19 protein-coding genes and 1 rRNA gene are annotated in these 22033 nt (G+C 33.8%); 4 read left to right on the top strand and 16 right to left on the bottom strand.

Features of this window, described 5'->3' with window-relative positions:
• Nucleotides 1-2: 2 nt before the first annotated feature.
• Nucleotides 3-968 (bottom strand): arsenic resistance protein, encoded by a 966-nt coding sequence (locus J2T59_RS06735; protein ID WP_259135150.1) that lies wholly within the window; start codon nucleotides 966-968, stop codon nucleotides 3-5.
• Between the two features lie 135 nt (nucleotides 969-1103).
• Nucleotides 1104-1724 (bottom strand): FmdE family protein, encoded by a 621-nt coding sequence (locus J2T59_RS06730; RefSeq protein ID WP_259135149.1) that lies wholly within the window; start codon nucleotides 1722-1724, stop codon nucleotides 1104-1106.
• Nucleotides 1725-2027: 303 nt separating this feature from the next.
• On the opposite strand from J2T59_RS06730, the gene J2T59_RS06725 reads away from it, so the two are divergent.
• Nucleotides 2028-3185: an LL-diaminopimelate aminotransferase gene (locus J2T59_RS06725; RefSeq protein ID WP_259135148.1), complete on the top strand. Its 1158-nt coding sequence runs from the start codon at nucleotides 2028-2030 to the stop codon at nucleotides 3183-3185.
• A 70-nt stretch (nucleotides 3186-3255) separates the two neighbouring features.
• Here J2T59_RS06725 and aroC read toward each other — a convergent pair whose 3' ends face one another.
• A complete protein-coding gene (gene aroC / locus J2T59_RS06720; protein ID WP_259135147.1) occupies nucleotides 3256-4356 on the bottom strand; it encodes a chorismate synthase in 1101 nt (366 codons plus the stop codon).
• 160 nt (nucleotides 4357-4516) lie between these two features.
• On the opposite strand from aroC, the gene J2T59_RS06715 reads away from it, so the two are divergent.
• Together J2T59_RS06715 and J2T59_RS06710 are read left to right on the top strand one after the other, a co-directional pair.
• On the top strand, nucleotides 4517-5290 hold the full coding sequence (locus J2T59_RS06715; protein ID WP_259135146.1) for an ATP-binding protein: 774 nt from the start codon (nucleotides 4517-4519) through the stop codon (nucleotides 5288-5290).
• Between the two features lie 32 nt (nucleotides 5291-5322).
• Entirely contained in the window at nucleotides 5323-6237 is a 915-nt protein-coding gene (locus tag J2T59_RS06710) for a TIGR00269 family protein (RefSeq protein WP_259135145.1), read from the top strand.
• Nucleotides 6238-6242: 5 nt separating this feature from the next.
• Here the strand turns inward: J2T59_RS06710 and J2T59_RS06705 are convergent, their stop codons facing one another.
• The 5 genes from J2T59_RS06705 to ftsZ form a co-directional block, all read right to left on the bottom strand.
• A complete protein-coding gene (locus tag J2T59_RS06705; RefSeq protein WP_259135144.1) occupies nucleotides 6243-7178 on the bottom strand; it encodes a DUF7847 domain-containing protein in 936 nt (311 codons plus the stop codon).
• 136 nt (nucleotides 7179-7314) lie between these two features.
• Nucleotides 7315-9333 (bottom strand): sodium-translocating pyrophosphatase, encoded by a 2019-nt coding sequence (locus J2T59_RS06700; RefSeq protein WP_259135143.1) that lies wholly within the window; start codon nucleotides 9331-9333, stop codon nucleotides 7315-7317.
• A 371-nt stretch (nucleotides 9334-9704) separates the two neighbouring features.
• The gene (locus J2T59_RS06695; protein ID WP_259135142.1) at nucleotides 9705-10160 is read right to left on the bottom strand and encodes a hypothetical protein; all 456 of its coding nucleotides are present in this window, start codon (nucleotides 10158-10160) and stop codon (nucleotides 9705-9707) included.
• A gap of 466 nt (nucleotides 10161-10626) precedes the next feature.
• Nucleotides 10627-12117 (bottom strand): dihydropteroate synthase-like protein, encoded by a 1491-nt coding sequence (locus J2T59_RS06690; RefSeq protein WP_259135141.1) that lies wholly within the window; start codon nucleotides 12115-12117, stop codon nucleotides 10627-10629.
• Between the two features lie 133 nt (nucleotides 12118-12250).
• The gene (gene ftsZ, locus J2T59_RS06685; protein ID WP_259135221.1) at nucleotides 12251-13438 is read right to left on the bottom strand and encodes a cell division protein FtsZ; all 1188 of its coding nucleotides are present in this window, start codon (nucleotides 13436-13438) and stop codon (nucleotides 12251-12253) included.
• Nucleotides 13439-13752: 314 nt separating this feature from the next.
• On the opposite strand from ftsZ, the gene J2T59_RS06680 reads away from it, so the two are divergent.
• Nucleotides 13753-14397, top strand: coding sequence for an HAD family hydrolase (locus tag J2T59_RS06680; RefSeq protein ID WP_259135140.1), 645 nt, complete (start codon nucleotides 13753-13755; stop codon nucleotides 14395-14397).
• Nucleotides 14398-14474: 77 nt separating this feature from the next.
• On the opposite strand, the gene J2T59_RS06675 is transcribed toward J2T59_RS06680, so the two are convergent.
• The 8 genes from J2T59_RS06675 to rrf form a co-directional block, all read right to left on the bottom strand.
• On the bottom strand, nucleotides 14475-16385 hold the full coding sequence (locus J2T59_RS06675) for a beta-CASP ribonuclease aCPSF1 (RefSeq protein WP_259135139.1): 1911 nt from the start codon (nucleotides 16383-16385) through the stop codon (nucleotides 14475-14477).
• Nucleotides 16386-16516: 131 nt separating this feature from the next.
• Nucleotides 16517-17149, bottom strand: coding sequence for an archaeal proteasome endopeptidase complex subunit beta (gene psmB, locus J2T59_RS06670; RefSeq protein WP_259135138.1), 633 nt, complete (start codon nucleotides 17147-17149; stop codon nucleotides 16517-16519).
• Between the two features lie 115 nt (nucleotides 17150-17264).
• Nucleotides 17265-17777, bottom strand: coding sequence for an HDIG domain-containing metalloprotein (locus tag J2T59_RS06665; RefSeq protein WP_259135137.1), 513 nt, complete (start codon nucleotides 17775-17777; stop codon nucleotides 17265-17267).
• An 84-nt stretch (nucleotides 17778-17861) separates the two neighbouring features.
• Entirely contained in the window at nucleotides 17862-18362 is a 501-nt protein-coding gene (locus J2T59_RS06660) for a transcription factor (protein WP_259135135.1), read from the bottom strand.
• Between the two features lie 159 nt (nucleotides 18363-18521).
• Nucleotides 18522-19682, bottom strand: a complete 1161-nt coding sequence (locus J2T59_RS06655) for an ATP-grasp domain-containing protein (RefSeq protein ID WP_259135133.1) — start codon at nucleotides 19680-19682, stop codon at nucleotides 18522-18524.
• A gap of 45 nt (nucleotides 19683-19727) precedes the next feature.
• Entirely contained in the window at nucleotides 19728-20768 is a 1041-nt protein-coding gene (locus J2T59_RS06650) for a 60S ribosomal export protein NMD3 (protein WP_259135131.1), read from the bottom strand.
• 23 nt (nucleotides 20769-20791) lie between these two features.
• Nucleotides 20792-21736 (bottom strand): DUF362 domain-containing protein, encoded by a 945-nt coding sequence (locus tag J2T59_RS06645; RefSeq protein WP_259135219.1) that lies wholly within the window; start codon nucleotides 21734-21736, stop codon nucleotides 20792-20794.
• Nucleotides 21737-21945: 209 nt separating this feature from the next.
• Nucleotides 21946-22033: ribosomal RNA gene (gene rrf / locus J2T59_RS06640) — 5S ribosomal RNA — on the bottom strand; the annotation flags it as partial.

The raw sequence follows: 22033 nt of genomic DNA, 5'->3' as shown, positions 1-22033 counted from the left end.
CTTTACCACCAATGATTTTTTGACCATAGCAAGATATTAGATACAATACTAAGCATTGGCAATTCTATCAAAGGCCCAATTACTAAAACTAATGCAATTAAAGGTTCATGTGGAAATGCTATCAAAGCAATAGCTAAAACAATAGGTGAGTTTCGTGCAAGTGTTGTCATACTTAAGCTTACAGTGTCTTTGTACGACAATCGAGCTAGTTTCCCAACCAGCTGAGCTATAATGAAAACAGTAGCAAAGAACAAAATAATAGGAATAAATAATTGAAGGAAAATTAATGGGTTGTCTAGCAATTGTTCACCCTGAGATGCAAACATTGCTACTATTGCTAAGTTCAAAAAAATAAATTGTATTTTATCAAGTTTTGGAAAAATCTTCATTTCTAGCCAATCTTTTCCTTTTATCCAAGGAATAATCCATTTTATAATAACCGACATAGTAAATGGTAAAAAAAGTACTAAAACAACGCTTTCTATAAGTAAAAATATATCAATCGTAGCTATAGTTCCTACAAATATGAATAGGTAAATTGGAAGCAATATTAGTTGCAATATAAGGTTCATTGGTAATATTGAAGTTGATAATGGTAGATTACCTTTAGCAGTACCCGTAAATAAGAGATACCAATCGGTACATGGTGTTACCATTAACATGATGAAACCAATCCATAACGCAGGCTCTTCTCTTAAAAACAAGAAACCTAATAAGAACGCTAAAATAGGATTTAAAATGAAATTAATGCTTGCAGATATTCCTGCAAATCTCCAGTTACGCACCGCTTTTTTCAGTTGTCTGAGAGGTACTTGGAGGAAGATGCCTAACAGCATTATAATAAGAAAGGGTAATATAAAGATAGATGCATAGTTATTAAAAAATTCATACTGCCCTATAATTAGACCTAAGAACACAGATAGAAGTATGAATAATGATTGAAATTTTTCTATAACATTCAACTTCACACCTCATTATGACAAAAGTTCGATTCGATAGGTCTTTGACCATATTGAATATATACAGTTGAAAATTGGGAATGTATTCTAGAAATATAGAATCAAATAGTGAAAAATAAACGTATCTATGTCGGCAAAAAGTCATCAAGATTGTTCATCTTTTTCGTTATAGCAGGGAATACACACTGTTTTTGAGCCGCTTTTTTTTGCCAAAGGTTCCATCACATGTTCTTTACATTCCTCACATTCAATCGATGGATATATTCTAGCTTTTTTAGGAATTTTCATATTAACTTGTTCTATCTTAAATAGATCATTAGTATCAAAATTTAGAATATCCAATATCTTTTTATCTTTCATTTGATTATGTATTTTTATCTCTTCTTCTGTTGCATTCCCATTTCTTACTTTTTCAAATAATTCAATATTTTTCGATGTAGAGCTAGAATTAGATATAGACAAGTCTTTTATTAGTGAAATTCTAAAAGCTTTATCTTCATCTCTTCCAAAAAAAGTGTATACATGTTTCCCATGATTATTAAATATAAGATTACCTTTTCCAAAAGTGCAGCCATTAATAACTTGAATAGCATCAATTGAACAAGAATTATTTTCCACAATAGCTACAATCTCTTCATCTTGAGACTTATCTGGAAAACAATCTATTGCAATCAAAGCAACCCTGTAACCAATAGCTAAGCCTGGACATCTATGCCCATGGAATTCGATAGCTTTTTTAAAATCAGTATCTATAAAACAATCCATTATAAATTCCTCCTTGTTTTAGCCAAACACTTATCTATGTATATCCATATGAATTTTTGCATTTAAATTAATATTATATGCTACATTATTTAACAATATAGCATATAATGTAAGTTATAAAGATATTAAGGTTTAAAAGATGTTGAAACTTTTATTTCATGGACTTTATAGAATGAGCAACAACTACAATAAATTGAACCCTTTAATAGATTGTTGATAGGATTTAAATATTAAAAAAAGAATTCTAATTCAAATTAAAGCTGAATTACTAAACAAATTTACATAAAAATGTTGGTGAAAAAAATGTACGCTGAAAGAATTAATGCATTACCCCCATATTTATTTGCAACGATCGATGAAGCTAAAGCTGAAATGATGAATAAAGGTGTAGACGTAATAGATCTTGGAGTTGGTGATCCTGATCAAGCCACACCTGAACATATTATTGAATCTATGTGTGAAGCTGTTAAGGATCCTGTGAACCATAAATATCCATCATACAGTGGATTGATAGATTTCAGAGAAGCTGCAGCTACCTGGTTAAAAAATGAAAAAGGTATAGACGTGGATCCTGTAACAGAAACTCTTACCATGATAGGTTCAAAGGAAGGTGTGGCACACATTCCATTAGCTTTTATAAATCCGGGCGATATTGCACTTGTCCCAGACCCTGCTTATCCCGTGTATAAAATAGGAACACAGTTTGCGGGTGGAACTCCATATATAATGCCATTACTAAAAGAAAATTCATTTTTACCCGACCTTAAAAACATCCCACAAGATGTATTGAAGAAAGCTAAATTGATGTTCTTAAACTATCCAAATAACCCTACATCAGCTACAGCAACAAAAGATTTCTTTAAAGAGGTCGTCGATTTTGCAAAAGAAAACAACATTATAGTCATCCATGACAATGCCTATTCTGAAATGGTCTATGACGAATACAATGCTCCAAACTTCTTAGATGTGGATGGTGCAAAAGATGTAGGTATTGAACTATATTCATTATCAAAAACTTATAACATGACTGGATGGAGAATTGCATTTGCTGTTGGTAACAGTGATATTATAAGTGGACTTGGAAAAGTTAAATCGAATATTGACTCCGGTGCATTTGATGCTATTCAAAGAGCTGGAATTACAGCATTAACTAGCTCACAACAATGTGTTGCTGATATGAATAACCTTTATACTAAAAGAAGAGATACTTTATTAAAAGGTTTAAATCAAATGGGATTAGATGTAAAGCCGCCGAAAGCTACATTCTATGTATGGGCCCCTATCCCTGAAAAGTATACTTCAATCGAGTTTTCAAAGCTTTTGTTAGAAGAAGCTGGAATTGTAGCAACACCTGGTGTAGGGTTTGGCGAATATGGAGAAGGCTATATCAGATTTGCACTTACTCGGTCAGTAGAACGAATAGGTGAAGCTGTCGAAAGAATGGAAAAATTAGAACTGTAATTGGATAGATTAATTTCTAAGCTATCCATCTAACTACTTTTTAAGTTAAAAATAAAAATTGTTTTCGTCTCTATCTTGTTGTATGTCGGGTAATAAGCCCTGACAATAACAAATGATCAACTAAAACAAGTGCCATCATAGCTTCTGCAACTGGAACTATTCTAGGAGGTATTGTTGGGTCATGGCGACCTCTAATAAACAGTTCAGCTTCCTCCATTTTATCAGAATTAATACTTTTTTGAACCTTAGATATTGATGGTGTTGGCTTAATTGCTAGTCTACAAATTATCGGCATACCTGTAGAAATTCCACCTAATATACCTCCAGCATTGTTAGTAGTCATCTCAATAGTGCCATTTTGAACAGTTATTTCATCATTCATTTCACTCCCTTTCATAGAAATACAGTTGAAACCTGCACCAAATTCAATACCTTTTACTGAGCCTATGCTCATCATTGCCTTTGAGATATCTGCATCCAATTTATCAAATACGGGTTCTCCAAGTCCTGCTGGAATACCTTTTACCAAGACTTCAACTTTTCCTCCTAAACTATCTCCTTCCTCTTTAACCCTTTCAATAAGTTGCATCATAGAATGAGCAGCATCGATGTCAGCACATCTGACAGGTGTTTTTTCAACATTCAAGGAAACATTTTCGAAATTCATTTCTTTTGCATTAATATCACCAATTGAGATTACATGACCGACAATTTTAATGTTCTCCCTATTTAACAACAGTTTAGCAACAGCACCAGCTGCGACTCTAGCAACAGTTTCGCGGGCTGATGACCTTCCACCTCCTTTATAATCCCTAATACCAACACCATATTTCATATCATAAGCAAAATCTGCATGTCCCGGTCTTGGTATGTGTTTCATATATTCATAAGCACTCGAGTCAGCATCCTGATTCCAAATTACCATAGATATTGGTGCACCTGTTGTTTTTTCATCAAAAACACCCGACAAGATTTCTACAATATCTTTTTCTTTCCTTGATGTAGAGATTTGACTTTGCCCAGGCTTTCTACGGTTCAGTTCTTTCTGGATATCCTTAGAGCTGATAGCTATTCCGGGTGGGACTCCATCGATTACAACGCCTAAGGCTTTACCATGAGATTCGCCCCATGTAGTAACTTTAAATATTTTACCAAAAGTACTTCCTGTCATATTATCACAATATCATTACTATACTGTATTATTTCTATATTACAAATACATTCTACCTATACTTGTTCGTTTTTACAAAGTATTAATATATTTTAATCAAACTATAATCAATAGTTCAATAACGCGGATTATTCATCGTTACATGAATGAGGGATAAAATATGTTTAAGATAGCTATTACAGGTAAAGGCGGCGTCGGTAAAACTACCTTCTCCGGTACCTTAGCAAGAATGCTCGCAAAGGATGGATACGATTCAATAGCAATTGATGCGGATTCTGATATGAACCTTGCATCTTCCTTAGGTATCAAAAACCCACCTAGACCTCTAACAGATTATAAAGATTTAATACAAGAAAGAGCAGGAGAAACAGGTGGGTTCTTTAATTATAATCCTAAAGTAGATGATATTGTTGAAAAGTATGGGGTAGTTGGTCCCGATAATGTAAAAATGCTTATCATGGGTACTGTTGAAAAGGGGGGAACTGGATGCATGTGCCCTGCCTCCTCTTTCTTACGTGCGTTTCTCAGGCATGTGGTATTAAAAGAAAACTCAACTGTAGTCCTCGATATGGAAGCGGGTATTGAGCATCTTGGAAGAGGAACAACAAAAGGTATTGATCTGATGATAGTTGTAGTTGAGCCTGGAATGCGATCAATTGAAACCGCATCTAGAATAAAAAAATTAGCCCATGACATTGGAATAAAAAAACTTGCTGCTGTTGTAAATAAAGGAGAGCTTGAGCCCGTAAAAGAACATCTTGAAGAGCTAAATATTCACCTGCTTGGGGGTATACCATACGATGAAAATATGGTCAATGCCGATTTGGAGGGAGCTGCACCTATTGATTATGGAGGGAAAGCTGTTGATTCCATTTGGAATATAAAAAACAATGTGCTTCAGTTATTATTAGATAAAAGCAATAATCCCAATTAAAATTCTTTAGCTATTTATGAATTAGTGGTTTTATGTCATATAAATGCAATAAATGCAATCAAAAGCCTGTGATTTTTCAAAAGTATTCGGGAATGCACTTATGTGGTCAACACTTTATAGAAGATGTTGAAAGAAAAATCAAACTTTCAATCCGGAAAGAAATGAATATTAATAAGAATGATACTATTGCAGTTGCTCTTAGTGGTGGAAAGGATAGCAGCGTTCTAGTTTATATTCTACAAAAAATATTCAAGCATAGACCAGACATCAGCTTATTAGCCATATCAGTAGATGAAGGAATTCATGGTTACAGAAATAGTACTATTGAAAGTGCAAAGGAACTGGCTGACAAGTTGGATGTAAAACACCAAATAGTATCATTTCAGGAAGAGTTTGGGAAAACTTTAGATGATCTGGTAGCTCGCAAAAGAATACAAGGTGCATGCACGTATTGTGGCGTGTTAAGAAAACATATATTGAATCGTGTTGCAAGAGAAATGGGCGCAAATAAGCTAGCAACAGGTCATAACTTAGATGATGAAGCTCAAACTATACTATTAAACCATATTCGAGGAGATGTAGAAAGACTGGTAAGACTTGCCCCTACAAAAGAACTCGATGGGTTGGTTTTAAGGGCGAAACCACTAAGAAAAATACCTGAAAAAGAAGTTGCATTATATGCATATCTCCACAATCTTCCAGTGGATTATAGTGAATGTCCTTATGCAAAAGAAGCTATGAGAGGAGAAATTAGAGATCATTTAAATGAACTTGAGGTTAATCACCCAGGCACAAAATATTCTCTTTTAAGTGGTTTTGATAAAATGGTGAAGATCCTTGCTACAGCCTATCCGGAAACTAACATTGGAAGCTGTAAAATCTGCAACGAACCATGCACATCACAGTTATGTCAGGCCTGTAAAATTCTTAATAGTTCTATAGAATAGTAAATTTATATATTTGATTCAAGTTCATCTAATTCGCCATATGACAAAAGCTCGTTTTTATCATATAGTTGCTTATTTGTTAATGTGAGATATAGGTATGTCCACCATGCTGCAGTCAGGGGAGGAATTATTGCAATTGATAAAATAACACTAGCTATTGACCATATCAAAGACAGTAACTCAACATATACAAATATCTCATTAAAGATACTGATAACAAAAGAAATTGATATTATAATAATCCATAAAATAAATACATTGAGCTTATTGTCCATGAAAAAATTAAAAGCTGTTTTAATACTGTTTAATGGATCTAGTTCTTCTATTACAAGAACATATTCAGATAATGCTAATGAAACAGTAACAATCAGTGCATAAACTATCCATATCAATATACCTATAACTAAAAGTGATATCCTATCAATATGAAGTAGTGGGTTTTCAATAAATTGTGTAATATCTCCAAGTAACAGAATTCCAGGTATTGTAAATACAATTCCTGCAAAAATCAATAGAGATATAATAATGTTTAAGAGGAACAAATTTACCACATACAGTTTCCCATAGTAGAACATCTTGGTAAGTTTTGTATTTCCAGTATATGCAATTTCTTTAATCATTCCAATTGCTGCTGCAATGAAGTATGCTTGAACAAAGTAAATTACCAGTCCAGCTACAATACCTCCTATTATCAAAATTGTAATATTGTCTAAAAGCGTAACGATGACTAAATCGGTAAGAACATTGGAATCTATAGTTAGCGGATCAACACCTAGCTGCTCCACTTCTGGAAAAATGAATGCAACAAAGACTAACATAAAAAAGATTATTACAATTATCAATGAGATCAAACTCATGAAAATGAACGGTAACGATAATATTAGATTATTGGACCACGCCGTGAATCCTTTTCCAAGTACATTAGTGATTTCATCTGCCATCTTTTTTATATCCTATGATCTTTAGATTTAATCTGTACTATAGTATAATATTAGGTCAATAAAGGCAGCTAAATATAAATTTCTTGTCATTAAAAAAAAGAATTCCGCCTGGTTTTGGCGGAAATGTTGCTTTGACTTATAATAAGCCTCCACCAATAAAAAGTGAAGAGAAAAGTAAAGCAACAACGTTAACTACCTTAATTAGCGGATTTATAGCGGGACCTGATGTATCTTTGAACGGATCACCAACAGTATCTCCAACAACAGCAGCTTTATGTGCTTCTGAGCCTTTACCACCATGCGCTCCGTCCTCAATTAATTTCTTTGCATTATCCCATGCTCCTCCACCATTGGCCATAGTCAATGCTAGAAGCAGACCAGCAGCAATAATACCAATTAAAAGACCACCCAACGCAAGTGGACCCAATATGACACCAACCAAAATAGGAACTACTACTGCAAGTATACCAGGAATAGCCATTTCTTTAATAGCTGCACTTGTAACAATATCTACGCATTTTCCATACTCTGGTTTTGCAGTTCCTTCCATAATCCCAGGTATTTCTCTAAATTGTCTTCTTACTTCATTTACGACCTTAAATGCAGCTCTTCCAACGGCACGCATTGTAACTGCACTAAATATGAAAGGTAATAAAGCACCAATGAACAATCCTACAAGAACAAGAGGATTATCAAGTGCTAATACTCCAATATCTAGCTCAACCTTGTGCCTATAATCAGCAAATAACGCGAGAGCCCCTAATGCGGCTGAGCCTATAGCATACCCTTTAGTAACAGCTTTTGTTGTATTACCAACTGCATCAAGTGAATCTGTAATCTCCCTAATATCTTCAGGTAGACCTGCCATTTCAGCAATTCCACCAGCATTGTCAGTAACTGGACCATACGAATCGAGTGCAACAATCATACCAGTAGTGGATAACATGGCAGATGCAGCAATTGCAATTCCATAAAGGCCTATTGAAGGATCGGTCGCTCCACCTACAACAAAAAAAGCTGCTAAAATTCCACCAGATATGAAGATCATTGGTAATGTAGTACTTTCAAATCCGATTGCTAGCCCTGAGATGACATTTGTACCTGCTCCAGTCTCAGATGATTGAGCGATTGTTTTTACTGGACGGAAACTTGTAGACGTATAATATTCAGTGAACACAACCATTAAGACCATTATAATTACACCAACTATTGCTGCAAAATAGAATGTTGCATCACCAAATAGAGTAACAGTCACGAAATAGAAAGCTAGCAGACATAAAATTGCAGAAACTGCAACTCCTTTATACAATGCTTTCATTATTTTACCATCATCACCAACTCTTACAAAAAACATTGCAATGATAGATGCAAAAATTGCAACTGCGCCTAATATCAATGGATATAATACAGCATTTGGATGAATTTCAATAATAAGTGTACCTAAAAGCATCGCAGCGAGAACAGTTACAACATAGGTCTCAAAAAGATCTGCACCCATACCAGCACAATCACCTACATTATCACCTACATTATCTGCAATCACACCAGCATTTCGGGGATCATCTTCAGGTATTCCAGCCTCAACTTTACCAACTAAATCAGCACCTACATCAGCGGCTTTAGTATAAATTCCACCGCCAACCCTTGCAAAGAGACTAATTAAACTTGCACCAAATGCAAATCCGAGAATTAGGTCGACATCACCATATAATATATAAAAACCACTAGTCCCTAGCAGAGCAAGACCAACTACAGCTAAACCTGTAACAGCTCCACCTCTAAAGGCTACTGAGAGTGCATGTTTTAAGCCTTTTGATGCTGCATTTGCAGTTCTTACATTTGCTCTAACAGAAACATGCATGCCTATATAACCAGCTAACGCAGAACTTGCTGCTCCAACCAAAAATCCAATTGCAATCTTTAAAGCATCATCACCTAACAAAACCAGTATTAAAATTGCTATAATAACAGCAACTACTGCTATAGTCTTGAACTGACGATTCAGATACGCCATTGCGCCCTCTTGAATTGCCATAGCAACCTCTTGCATTTTTTCATTCCCGGTGCCTTCTTTTAACACACTACGTGCAAAAAAGGCAGCAAATACAAGACTAATAATACCAGCTACAGGTGCAAGATATACTAATGTATCCATTGTATTACTCCTATAACTTATTTTTACATATAATTTAACTCAAAGTTTTTAATCAATACAGTTTATAATCATCTATACACTTAATAATAGTATTATCACAATAGAACCTGAATTAGCAAATTCTATATGATTACACTAAATTTTCAACTTTATATATAAATAAGCCGTTTTATGGAGAGTACAGTATTGGTTTAAATTAGCTTATTATACCATGTTAAATGGGTATTAGATTATGTACACTGACTTCCTCAGTCAACAGCTTTTTTCATATATGCAGATTAGGTAGATGGTATTTTCCAAAAACATCTAACACAAATCAGGTTGAGATAGAACACAATAAATATGAATGTATCGATTTAAGGTTGTAACTATTAGATTCCACCACTGATATATGACAAATCAAAGTCAATTCTCTCAGGAACTCTTGCTGTAAAAACAAAAACATTATAACCCATTTTTCGAGCTTCTGAGATAGCTATTTTATAGTCTGGACTGATTTGATCATTCTCTGTAGTTATACACAAAGATTTTTTTTCTGCTTTAACCAAAAAGTTAAATTGATTGCCATAAGCTTTCAAAAAATCAACAAAGTTTTTAAGTTCATCCCATGTAGAACACATGTGTATATTTTTAGTTACTGAGTTCGCTACATACCAGTCTCTGCTCATATAGGGATATTCAATATATTGTTGATTTAATTCTTCATATGCCGAATAAATTTTTTCAATATCATTCTTCAAATTAATCCAAATCCAATCTTGACACGAGAAATATCTTGCTGCAACTATGTTTATAATTGCTTCTTTATCTTCTTGTTCTAATCTCATCACTCAAAACCTCGAAATATGTAATAAAAATAATGCCGTATTACGTTAATACTAATATTTAGTTTAACCTATATTTATCTTCAGTGAACTACTACCAGCTTAAAGGTAGAATTTATTTTTACTTCATTAGTTAGTTAGTGTTCACAAGTAAGCAAGCTCTTTAACTTGCTATGAAGATTTCACAGTAATTAGACTTTGTTCATAAAGCACAAATTCTTGTATTTTACATCTCCCTAATGTTATTATCGTGGTTATTTTTAGAACCAATATAATCAAACTATTTAAGGAGATTCTCTTATAACCAGAGGAAATTATTCAAGTATGTTTCTTTTTGTAGCATTATAATAATTATTAGCACTGAAAACATAAATTACTACATAGAAACTTAGTTAGTCTGGTACTATCTCTAATCAAATATAAACCTAAGTCCTTTATGATTATAGTTAAAAAGTATATCTTAATATAATCAAAATTCATCATCCTGTGAATAACTTCTACCAAATTTCAAAGCAATCTCAGCTTTTTGAAGTTCTCGTCCCAAATAACCTGCATGATCCAGTCTCGACACGAGATTGTTTTCAATTAATTTATTCAGTATAGCACTGGAGTTTGTGCCAACCAAACAGCACTCTTCATGTTTTGCTACAATCAGGCCCTTATCAAAATTAGATCCAATAGAACTGTATTTAGGAATTATCCCTATTTTAATAGGACCTTTAGGATCAAGTAACCACGTTACAGAATCAGAGACGTATAGTGGATTCTCACACAACTCCATAACAGAGCGTTTACGTTTTTCTTTAAGTTGTAATAAATCAATACCCAAGTCTTTTGGTGAAGTGTTCCTTTTTTGAGATAATAGCATCATCATAGAAGCTATTTTAAGTTCTCCAATAGAACCATGGTTTTTATCACTAAACTCAGGAGTGAACACAATAGAACAACCTGTTTCATAAGCAATTCCACAAAGAATCCCATTAACTCCAACTGAGTCCACATCAATTAGTTCAGTTACATTACCAACTCCAAAGAACATGGGTATGTTAGGATATCTTAACCTAAATTCTTTATACCTACCAATAGAATCCACCAATCCATATCCAAGAGAATCTAAAACTGGATCAGCTATAATATTCTTTATTCCATGCTGCTTCGCCATTTCAACATTCGAGATCAGACTCTGTAAACCCTTACCAAGATCCGGAATTATAACTACAGAAACGTTATTATCAATAATCAAATCTAATAAAGAGTTCATATTACTACTATTTAAACTAAGAATTAAATTAATACCATTCTTGATTGCTGCTTGAATTAATTCCGGGTCAAGGGAATCAAAGCTTAAAGGTACAGAAGAATATTTCTTTGCTACATTTACTGTCCTTTCAACCTCCTCTGGGGACGCAGTTAAACTGGCACCAAGATCAATTAAATCTGCACCTTTATCGATAAATTCCTTAATTTTATAATAAAGGTCTTCCTCGTCCATGGATGTAGCATTGACGATCTCAGCCATCACTTTTATCCGTGAATTACCACCAATCTTTAGATGCTCTAAAGTAAAAAGAGGAGTAGAATTATACTCTATTTCTGCTACCTCATCAAGTGCAAGCCCTTTTCTTATACCTGAAAGTAAATCACATGCTGGAACTGTCTTTGAAAAATTAAAATCATTTGTATAATTTAAAATATACCCAAGGTCATAGGCATGTTTTGGGCCTAAATAAACTTCAGTATCGAATTTATCTTCAACAACTGAAAAGTCCCCTAAACAAAATCCAGGAATGAAAACAATATCATATTTCTGTGTATGATAACTTTTTAATGCTTTAATAAGTTTATAGGGTGTAATAAAGGCCGCAATGTCAGTATCTAAAACTAACACATCTGCATTAGAACCAACTGATTCTCTAACAGTATTTTCAGCACAACGGCCTGTAGCAACTAAAATTTTCATAAACTTAATAGAAGTAAATTATATTAAAAAGATTATGTTTGAAATAAAAATAGAAAAATACAAGTCCTCAAAAAATATGAATAATGTCCTCATTGAAATATGAGGCATTATCAAGAATTATAATTCTTTTATCTTATTGAATCATATCAATTATAGATCCACCATTTTTAGTAGAAGACAATGGCTCAGCTGTTGCCCTCCTCTTCTTTTTCATGTTAGCATTAGTGCTGCCATACATGCTGTCATAAGATGCACCTACATTTTGCCTACCTACCACATTTGCTTCATAGGGTTCGCCCAGTATCTGTGGTGACTGTACTCCAGTCATGATAGCCATTACACGAATCTTTCCTTCATAATCTTCTCTTATTCGTGCACCCCAAATAACATTTGCATCTGGAGATAATTCATATGTTAAAGATGCTGCAACTTCCTCAGCTTCTTTCAAGCTTAGATCTGTTCCACCTGTTATGTGTACCAAACTACCAGTAGCTCCTCTATAATCAACATCTAGCAATGGATGATTTAAAGCAGCGCGGACAACATCATCACTTTTATCTTGATGTTTACTTTCACCCACTAGCATCACTGCAACACCACCACATGACATAATCGACCTGATATCGGCATAATCAAGATTAATCAAAGATGGTTGAGTGATAGTTTCTGTAATACCCTTAACAGTTTCTGAAATTAGTTGATCCATAACCGAAAATGCTTGTTCAATAGGTAAATTTGGAACGTAGTTTAGTAGCCTATTATTATCAAGAACAATAACAGTATCTGCAGCTCTACGGAAATCTTCCAAACCTTCTTCAGCCTTAAATGTCCTTGCACGCTCTACTCTAAAAGGACTTGAAACCATTCCAACAACAATTGCTCCCTGTTCTTTAGCAACTTCTGCTACAACGGGTGCTACTCCAGTACCTGTGCCTCCACCCATACCTGCAGTTACAAACACCAAATCACTGTCTTTGAACACTTCTTCAAGAGTTCCACGAGCAAGTTCTGCCGCTTTAGTACCTACTTCAGGATACCCGCCAGCACCTAATCCTCTTGTCAAGGTTTTTCCAACAAGGATTTTTTTGTCAGCCTTTATATTATCAAGGTGTTGCTTATCAGTATTAATCGCAACTGTTTCAGCACCTGCTATACCTATATTGTATAATCGATTAACTGTGTTGTTTCCAGCACCACCACAGCCAACAATCATAATCCGGGGTAGCCCGAACGTTTCGATCTCATCAGCTGCATTTAGTGATTCTCTATACGCTTTTTCATTTTCTGCTTGTTTTAGTGCTTCTTGTACTATTGCTTGCAAAGTCATCCCCTCTTTGCTTCTAATTTTTGCTTTTAAAGTGACTGTATTCTAGCCTTATCTAAACAATAATCATCTAGATTTCATGTTAGGTAACCATTTATACGTTTTAGCTCTATAAGTATATTGCTAGATAAATTAGTTTCTAATGTTAAGTTATCAATTATCTAAAAAGATAAACTTAATATTAACTTTTAAAGTTTTTTGTATATAAATATATCGTATATTAATCTAATTGAACACTTAAATGATTTTGTTAATTTGATGTAATATATGATTAAAATATTAAATACTATGCAAATAATAGATTAACATCTATGTTAAAAGCTATTATTTTTGATATGGATGGAGTTTTAATCGATTCTATGCCATACCATGCACAGTCGTGGATATATACATTTAATAAAGCAGGAATTGAAAGTGTTTCCAAAGAAGATATTTACAATTTAGAAGGCTCAAATAGTAAAGGCATGATAGAAAAAATCTTTGAACAATACAATAAAGTACCAAAGCGTGAGCATTTTGATCAGTTACCTAAATTAAAAAAAGAACACTTTTTTAATAATTGGGAAATAAAAGAATTTACAGGTATGAATGAGTGTCTAACAAAGCTTAAAATAAAGTTTAGCTTGGCTGTTGTTTCAGGAGCAGATCAAAAAATTGTCAGGGAAATATTAAATCAACAGTATCCTAATATTTTCGATGTTATCATTACAGGAAACGATGTTAATAATGGCAAGCCAGATCCAGAGCCATATTTAAATGCATTGGAACAGCTTAAAATAGAGCCAGATGAGTGTTTGGTCGTAGAAAACGCTACCTTTGGAGTAGTTTCAGCTAAAAATGCTGGAATATATTGTATAGCGATTCCTACCTATGTGAAACCTGATAAATTAAAGGATGCTGATAAAATATTGGATAATCATCAAGAACTAATTAAATATCTTTATGCCTTAAGATAAAAATATGCTGAAATATCAATTTTTTACAAGCAAATAATTCTACTGGGCTCTACTATATATTTAATCAAACTCAATTCTTAAACTAGTCTAACTGTTTCTAAGTTGGTAAGTGCACGTGTTTCAAGCCTATATTTTTTATATATAGAACTAGCAAGGTCAATACAAGAACTTTCTTCTCCGTGCATTGTAAAAACTCTTTCTGGCCTTGGTTTCATCTTTTTTATGTAATCCATCAATTGTTTTCTATCTGAGTGCCCAGAGAAACCATCAACTATCTCTACATCCATATTAAGCTTAATCATTTCAGTACCGTTCTTTGTTGGTAGTGGAATATCCTTCCAACCCCTTTGAATCCTTCGACCCATTGTACCATCGGCCTGATATCCAACAAAAACCAGTGTATTTTTATCATCAGGTGCAAATGCTTTAAAATAATCAAGTATTGGGCCAGCATTCATCATACCTGCAGTAGCAAGAATAACACATGGATGAGGATTATCAATAATATTACGTCTGAGATCATACGAATCTACAGGTTTAAAGTTTTCAGAAAGGAATGGGTTCTGACCTTTTTGAAATATAAGTTTACGAAGTTCGTTGTTAAGATACTCGGGATATGTCGCGTGTATTGCAGTAGCTTCCCATATCATTCCATCCAGGTAAACAGGTATGTCGTTAATGATACCTTTTCTTATAGCCTCTTCTAGAACAATCATTACTTCTTGACTTCTACCAACCGCAAAAGCAGGTATTATCACAATTCCGTTACGTTCGGTAGTTCGCTTAACTATATTCTGCAAGTTCTTTTCAGCTTCTTTGAGTGAAGGTTGTATTGCATTGGAATTACCGTATGTACTTTCAGTAATCACAGTTTCAACTCTTGGGAACTTATTGGTAGCTGTATCAAACAGTCTAGTAGGGCCATATTTATAATCACCTGTCATCACAATATTATGCAGCCCATCGCCAACATGGAAATGAGATATTGAAGACCCCAGAATATGACCAGCATTGTGGAATGTTAGTTTAATGTCAGGAGCGATATCTGTAACCTCTTCATAGTCCAAAGTAATTGTATGTTTGAGTACTTCACGAACATCAGCTGATTCATAAGGTATCTTTTTAGCATCTCTTGCTGCAACATCGATGTAATCAAGTTCTAGTAGTGCCATCAAGTCACGTGTTGGTGGTGTACAATAAATAGGTCCTTCATATCCATATTTATATAAGAGTGGAATAAGACCTTGATGATCAAGATGTGCATGTGTCACTATAACTGCATCCAGTTGGTTGAGTGGATATGCTTCAGGTATATATAGATAAGGTGTCATATTGTCATCTGACCCGACATTGACTCCACAATCTACCATTACCTTTGATTCTGGTGTTGAAAGAATAAAACAACTTCTACCAACTTCCCTACATCCTCCAAGTGATGTTATTCTTACCCATTCATCTTTAGAAGTACATTCTCGATGTATTTGTCTACCAACTGTTTTTAAAATGTCTTTTCTTTCTTTAAGATTTGTTCGCATGAACTCGCGAATATTATTTACAGTCCTTGATTTTATTGGAGGAGTACGGACAACTTTGGGGGTCCAGCCAATAGATTTAGTGATCTCACGTAAGGTCTCACCGTGCTTTCCGATAACAAGACCTGGTTTTTCAGCTTCTACTATTACCTCTCCAGCATCCTCGTCAAAATAAAAGTTAGATATAACTGAATCTTCGGGAACAATTGATTTTATACGCTCTATTGAATCTTCTGCAGGAACTAAGACCTTTGGGTCTGGCCTAACAACTATTCTTGTTCTAAGGTTTTTAGCCAGATTCCTTACAATATCACCGTTTCCCGCAAATTTGCGTGGCTCTTCAGTATAAACTACCAGTTGAGGGCCTTCAAACTCAACATTTGAAATTGTAGTACCCTTGGGCAATTCATCTTCAATTTTCTTTTTTAAATCTGCTAGAATTTCTTCAACTGCCATTAAAAAGCCTTCCTGTTTCAGAAAAATCAAAAATGTGCATTCATTTTTAAAAGTTATTTAAAAAATACTGACCTCTTATTAGGAGATCAGATCAAGTCATCTAGAATATACTTAACAAAGTATCTTTATACTTAATTTAAGGACTGGATTTTTTCATTTACTGCACTTTCTTCCATGCAGGAATATCCATCGCTTGTGATACATACAACATCAATTGAGTTACCAGATGCAGAGTCTCGCTTCATTGCATTATGAAGTGCACGTATTGCAAGTTCTGCACCTTCGTCAATAGCCATATCTTCATGATACCTATCTTCAAGTACACCATATGCTATGGGGGAACCTGAACCAGTAGCTACTGACTTGGTCTCTTCAATAACACCACCTAAAGCATCTAATGAATATAGGTTAGGCCCTTTTTTGTCAACACCACCAATGAGAAGTTGAACCATTAAAGGATAATATCGCTGTCCACTAAGAACATTGGATAAGAGTGTAGTAATTCCTTTTATGGTCATAGATTCTTGTCTCCTCATCTTATATAACCTTGATTCTACGCTTATAAGTCGTACTATCTGTTGAGCATCTCCTACTGACCCAGCAGTTGTTAAACCAACTAAATCATCAATTTGATAGATTTTTTTTGCTGTTTTACTTGCAATCAAATGACCCATAGTTGCTCTCTTCTCTGTTGCTAGAACAACACCGTCTTTACATACTATGCCAACAGTAGTTGTACCTTTTAAATGTTTATCATCAACCATTAAACATACCTCAAATAAAAATGAGAAAAGTTATTGTTAGTAAAAATGAAATGTACTGTATAAAGCAGTACTATTCATTCAATAAGCAATTGCAATATATATTTCTTTTCCCGTATTAATAATTTTCAATTTCACTTGCTAACCTTACAATTCTCTTAATAATATAATCAGACATATTTTCTTTTTTCATATGTTCAATACGTGTTTGTAAGGATATTCTTTTGTTACCTTTAACTAAATTATCAGCATGCGCCACTATTTTTTGTTCTATAGTTTGTGGAACATATGTACCTAATGGGAATCCCAATTGTCGTGCTTCTTTGAATGTTATTCCAGCACCAACATGAGTCTTTATGATACCTATGACTTCAGGTTCTAATGAGAAATTTTCAGCAAGTTTTACTCCTTCTATTACGTGAGTTACATCATGAGTCACAGCACGCCCAACATCATGAAGGAGTGCACCTTTTATTATCAACTCAATATCTAAATCAATTCCTTTAGATAGAAGCTTAACCCCAATTTCCTCAGCGAGTGAGGATACCGCAATTGAATGTGCTATTACATCTTCTGAACAACCTGCTTTTTTCAAAAGAGCTAAGTAAAGTTCTTTATCATGATCATTCAAGAAAATCACGTAATTCGATGGGTAGTATGAATAGTACACTCAATGTTATTTAAAGTTTCTTAATTCAATTATCTGAAATAACTTTCAAGATTCATCTATATTGAGTGCATCAACCCTTTTTCTTATAGCATTTACCATTTCACTATTATCTTCAAAAACCAAATCTTCTCCACAATTGATGCACAGAAACTCTGTCTCAGTAGCTTCCTCAAAAACCATGCGAAGGCAGCTTTCTGGACACCTATAAAAAACATTGTTTTCCTCGAAATCAAGTCTTGTTCGTAAGTTTCTAAGAAGTTTTTTTCTTTCCTTTTCTAACTGGTGTTCAATATCTGACAAATCTAGATGCCATAGATAAGTGAGCCATCCACTACTCGAATCTCTTTCTCTTGTGCAAACAGCTAATTTATTTTCATAAAGAATGAAAAGTGTTCTCCTGACTATGTTAAGCAATATGCCTGTTTCTTCAGCTATTTTTTCATCAGTAATATCACCTTCAGGCATTTTTTCAATCATTTCCAAACCATCATCTCCAACAAGGCGTGATAAGTAACCACGAACAACAGGATCATTCAAATCTACCAAAATAATCACCTCTAATAATGCAACTAAAGTACATGCCTTAGAAATTTTTCATACAATGAACAATAATTGATTCTTTATTCTTTTGACTTTAATATCTCTAATTTTATTTTTGAAAGTTAAAAAGATCTTTCGTACAGCTATATCTAATATGCTAATTACTTACTTAACTTCTCCTGAAGTATTAATTGAGTTATATATAGTTTTTGAAGATGTCCATAAACTCTGTAAAACTTCATGTCTCGAAAAACCTTTCTTTATAATAGAAGTAATTGGGTCACCCGTGCATATAAAATCACCTTTGTTAGGAATATCACTACTATTTTCGCCAAGAATTGTTTCAAATATAGAATCAGTTACAACAAAATCTTTCACTGCATATGCAACTGCTTTCCCTGCATAACTGGAATTGAGTGGATTAACCGATGGAAGTATAGATCTAAAAGAATTCACATGCGCATTAAAAAGATTCAAATTAGTTGCTAATTCTACGGTATCCAAACTACCCTGAAACCTAGCATTAACCTCTATAACAATAGGCCCATTTTTAGTTAAAATGAAATCTACACCGTTGGAACCAAATAGATTAAGTTCGTTAGAAATATTTGCAGCAATCTTTTCCATTTGTTTTGAATAGAAATTTTTAAGTGGAGTAATGTTACCACAATATGTATAAGCATAGCTTCCAAGCCATTCTATACCAATAAGTTGTTCATTTATAGATAGTGGAACTGATTTCGAGCCCGCTGAAATCAAAGATACGCTTGCAGGAACTCCTTCCACAAAATCTTGTAAAATAAAGTCAGTGAGCTTACCACAAGATACCTCCAGATGATCTTTAAACTTATAGTAATCTTCCAAATCCTCCAATTTTTGATTAAATGTTCCTCCTCCTCCTAAGATAGGTTTAGCAATTAAAGGGAAAACACATTCTTCAATATCGTATGGACAATATATTTTTGGGTGAGGAATATTAAGCTTAGATAGTTCCTTTGAAAGGTTAAGCTTATTTGAAACTTTTTCCAAGACATCATACTTATTGTTCAATACAGGTACACTAAATTCAGAAAAATCAATATGCTCAAAACCAGCACCTAGTATTGCAAAATCAAATTCAACATTAAAACTCTTAGTTAGTTCATGAATTTCCTGAAAAATGCAACTTTTTGTTTTATCACCCAAATCAATTATCCTAGTGCTTTGGGAGTAATATTTGCAATCAAAATCACAAAATGAATCTATCGAATAAACATTATATCCAGCATTATTAGCAGATTTTACAATATTTCTACTACTAAAGCCTATAATAAGCACATTTTTCATACAAATCATTATTCTAAAAAATCTTAGAAACAAGTATTTACTGAATTAAGGTAAAACAAACAACTCATCTTCAAACTTGATCACATCTATTTCTTTTCCAGAATCAACCTCTAAATGTAATGGTTTTTTCATCGTGATAGTACGATAATTAAATGGATCAAGTACCATTATCATATCATCCTCTTTTGCAACAAGAACAGTACTCTTCGAATTATTTATATCCCCAACCAAGTTAGCATTATCTAACTCTTTAAGTTTTAAAGATATTCTTGTACCAGTTGATAAATCAAGCACGTTTACAGTCTTACCTACACTCCTAATCAAAACCAGCTTATCATTTACATGAACAATATCTCCAGCTTTAAATTCTGGTAAACGCATAGAGAATGTAATTCTGTACAACTCTTTTCCATCTTTTTGTCCATAAAGAGACGGTGATTCTAAAAAGTGCCCTCCCAAATCTTCTTCTATAGATTTGCACACATTTCTACCAGCTTTTGAAGAACCTATATATATATCTAAACCTGCCTTTAATTCTTGAACATCAGTTATAAACGAGAATCTATCACCTTTATTATATTGGGCCCCAAGGACTTCTGATGTAACTGAAAGACTTCTTTCTTTTTCCTTTCTTGTTGGTAATCTATTAGTGGCTCTTAATTGAATAATACCTTCATAATAGCCACCTGAAATTCTGCTACAAACATCACATGACCTAAAGCTTACTCTAACTTCAGTCATAATTGTCTGCTTTAAATTCTCTCCAAGAATAGTAGCATCCAATTTAACTTTAACATTATATTTATTCGTAGAAAGTTTTAAAATATCATATTCTATTTCAATATTCTTAGCTTCATCATGAATTAATAAATGCTTTTCAATTTTTTCCATGATAATTTCTTCAATATCTTTTCTATCGTTCCATTGTCCACGATCAAACATTGCACCGCATTTAGAGCAGATATCAACTTCTATTACATGAGGAAGATGTGCAAGATCATATTTTTGAATATAGCAGTCCTTACATAAGCTGCCCATTAGACTTTCAATGAATTTACCACATTTTGGGCATACTATTGAGTTCATATGTGATTTAATATCTCCATTATTTATTTAATATCTTTAATAAGGTTATAGTTAGAGGTCCCTAAATTCATTTTTTCTGCTTGAAATAAATGAATTTTTGGGTCAGTATCCCAAAGATCAATAAGGCCAGTTCTACCAAATTTCATTTTTTCGTTCGTCAAATCAACTGAAGCTGTATCAATTGCGACTGGGTCTTTTGAAGCCAAAATTCCAATATTTTCAGCTATATTCGGCAAAGAAAAATCTGAACAGTCACAAAGAGGTGCTATATCATAAGCCCAGTTAATGTATCCAATTTTACGATTAAGAGCTTTTACAGGACCTAATGCAGCTTCACCTAGCCTAAGTTGCATCTTTTCATTGCAATCTACTGGTGGTACAATTGCTTCATTTGGACAACATGAAATACAGGACAATTCACCCTTACAAAGAGATTTATCTAAGTATACCTGACCTTCAATATTTTTTTTAAACGCATTCCAACCACATTGATTTAAACACTTTTCGCACGAGGTACATTTATTATAATCAATTGAAGGTATTCCAACTTCATGTACCGCAGTTTTTCCTTTTTTATCAAGACAACCCATACCTAAGTTTTTAACTGCACCACCATATCCAGACCCTGGATGACTTTTTGAATGGGATAAAACAATCATTGAATCAGCTTTACATATAGCAGAAGCAACACTAATATTAGATAAGTACTCTCCATTAATGTCTATATTTATGGCATCATCTCCTCTTAAACCATCAGCTACTACAAAAGGAGCATGAATAGATGCCTCTGAGAAACCATTTCCAAAAGCTGTTAAAAGTAAGTCTACTCCATTGAATCTTTGGCCCTTGTACAACACAGTAGTGTCAGTTAAAAATGGATTTCCGCCCTGTTCCTTAATTAAATCAACAATTTTTCTTACAATTATTGGTCTAATATAAGCAATATTTCCATATTCACCCGGATGGATTTTTACAGCAACAATATCTCCTTCATTTACTGGAGAAACAAGATCAAATAGATCTTTAATTTGATCTAAATGGTTATAGTTATGGTTGACATCTTCGGCTGATTTAAAATAAACTTCACTAATATTAGCAACTCCATAACAAAATAGATATTAGTTTTATAAAAAAGTAAAATTCAGCAAAGGTATTTTTTATTTACTTGAATGATCGGACCTAGCAGCGATCCACTGTTCCCGGAGGCTCTCGCACCGCAGTACAGAGTGGAACGCTGGCAGTCTTATCTTCTGTGTTCGGCATGG

It is taken from the genome of Methanosalsum natronophilum, assembly GCF_024808815.1.
GTDB lineage: Archaea > Halobacteriota > Methanosarcinia > Methanosarcinales > Methanosarcinaceae > Methanosalsum > Methanosalsum natronophilum.
The sequence above is the reverse complement of the archived record's forward strand: the minus strand, read 5'-3'. Positions and strand labels throughout refer to the sequence as shown.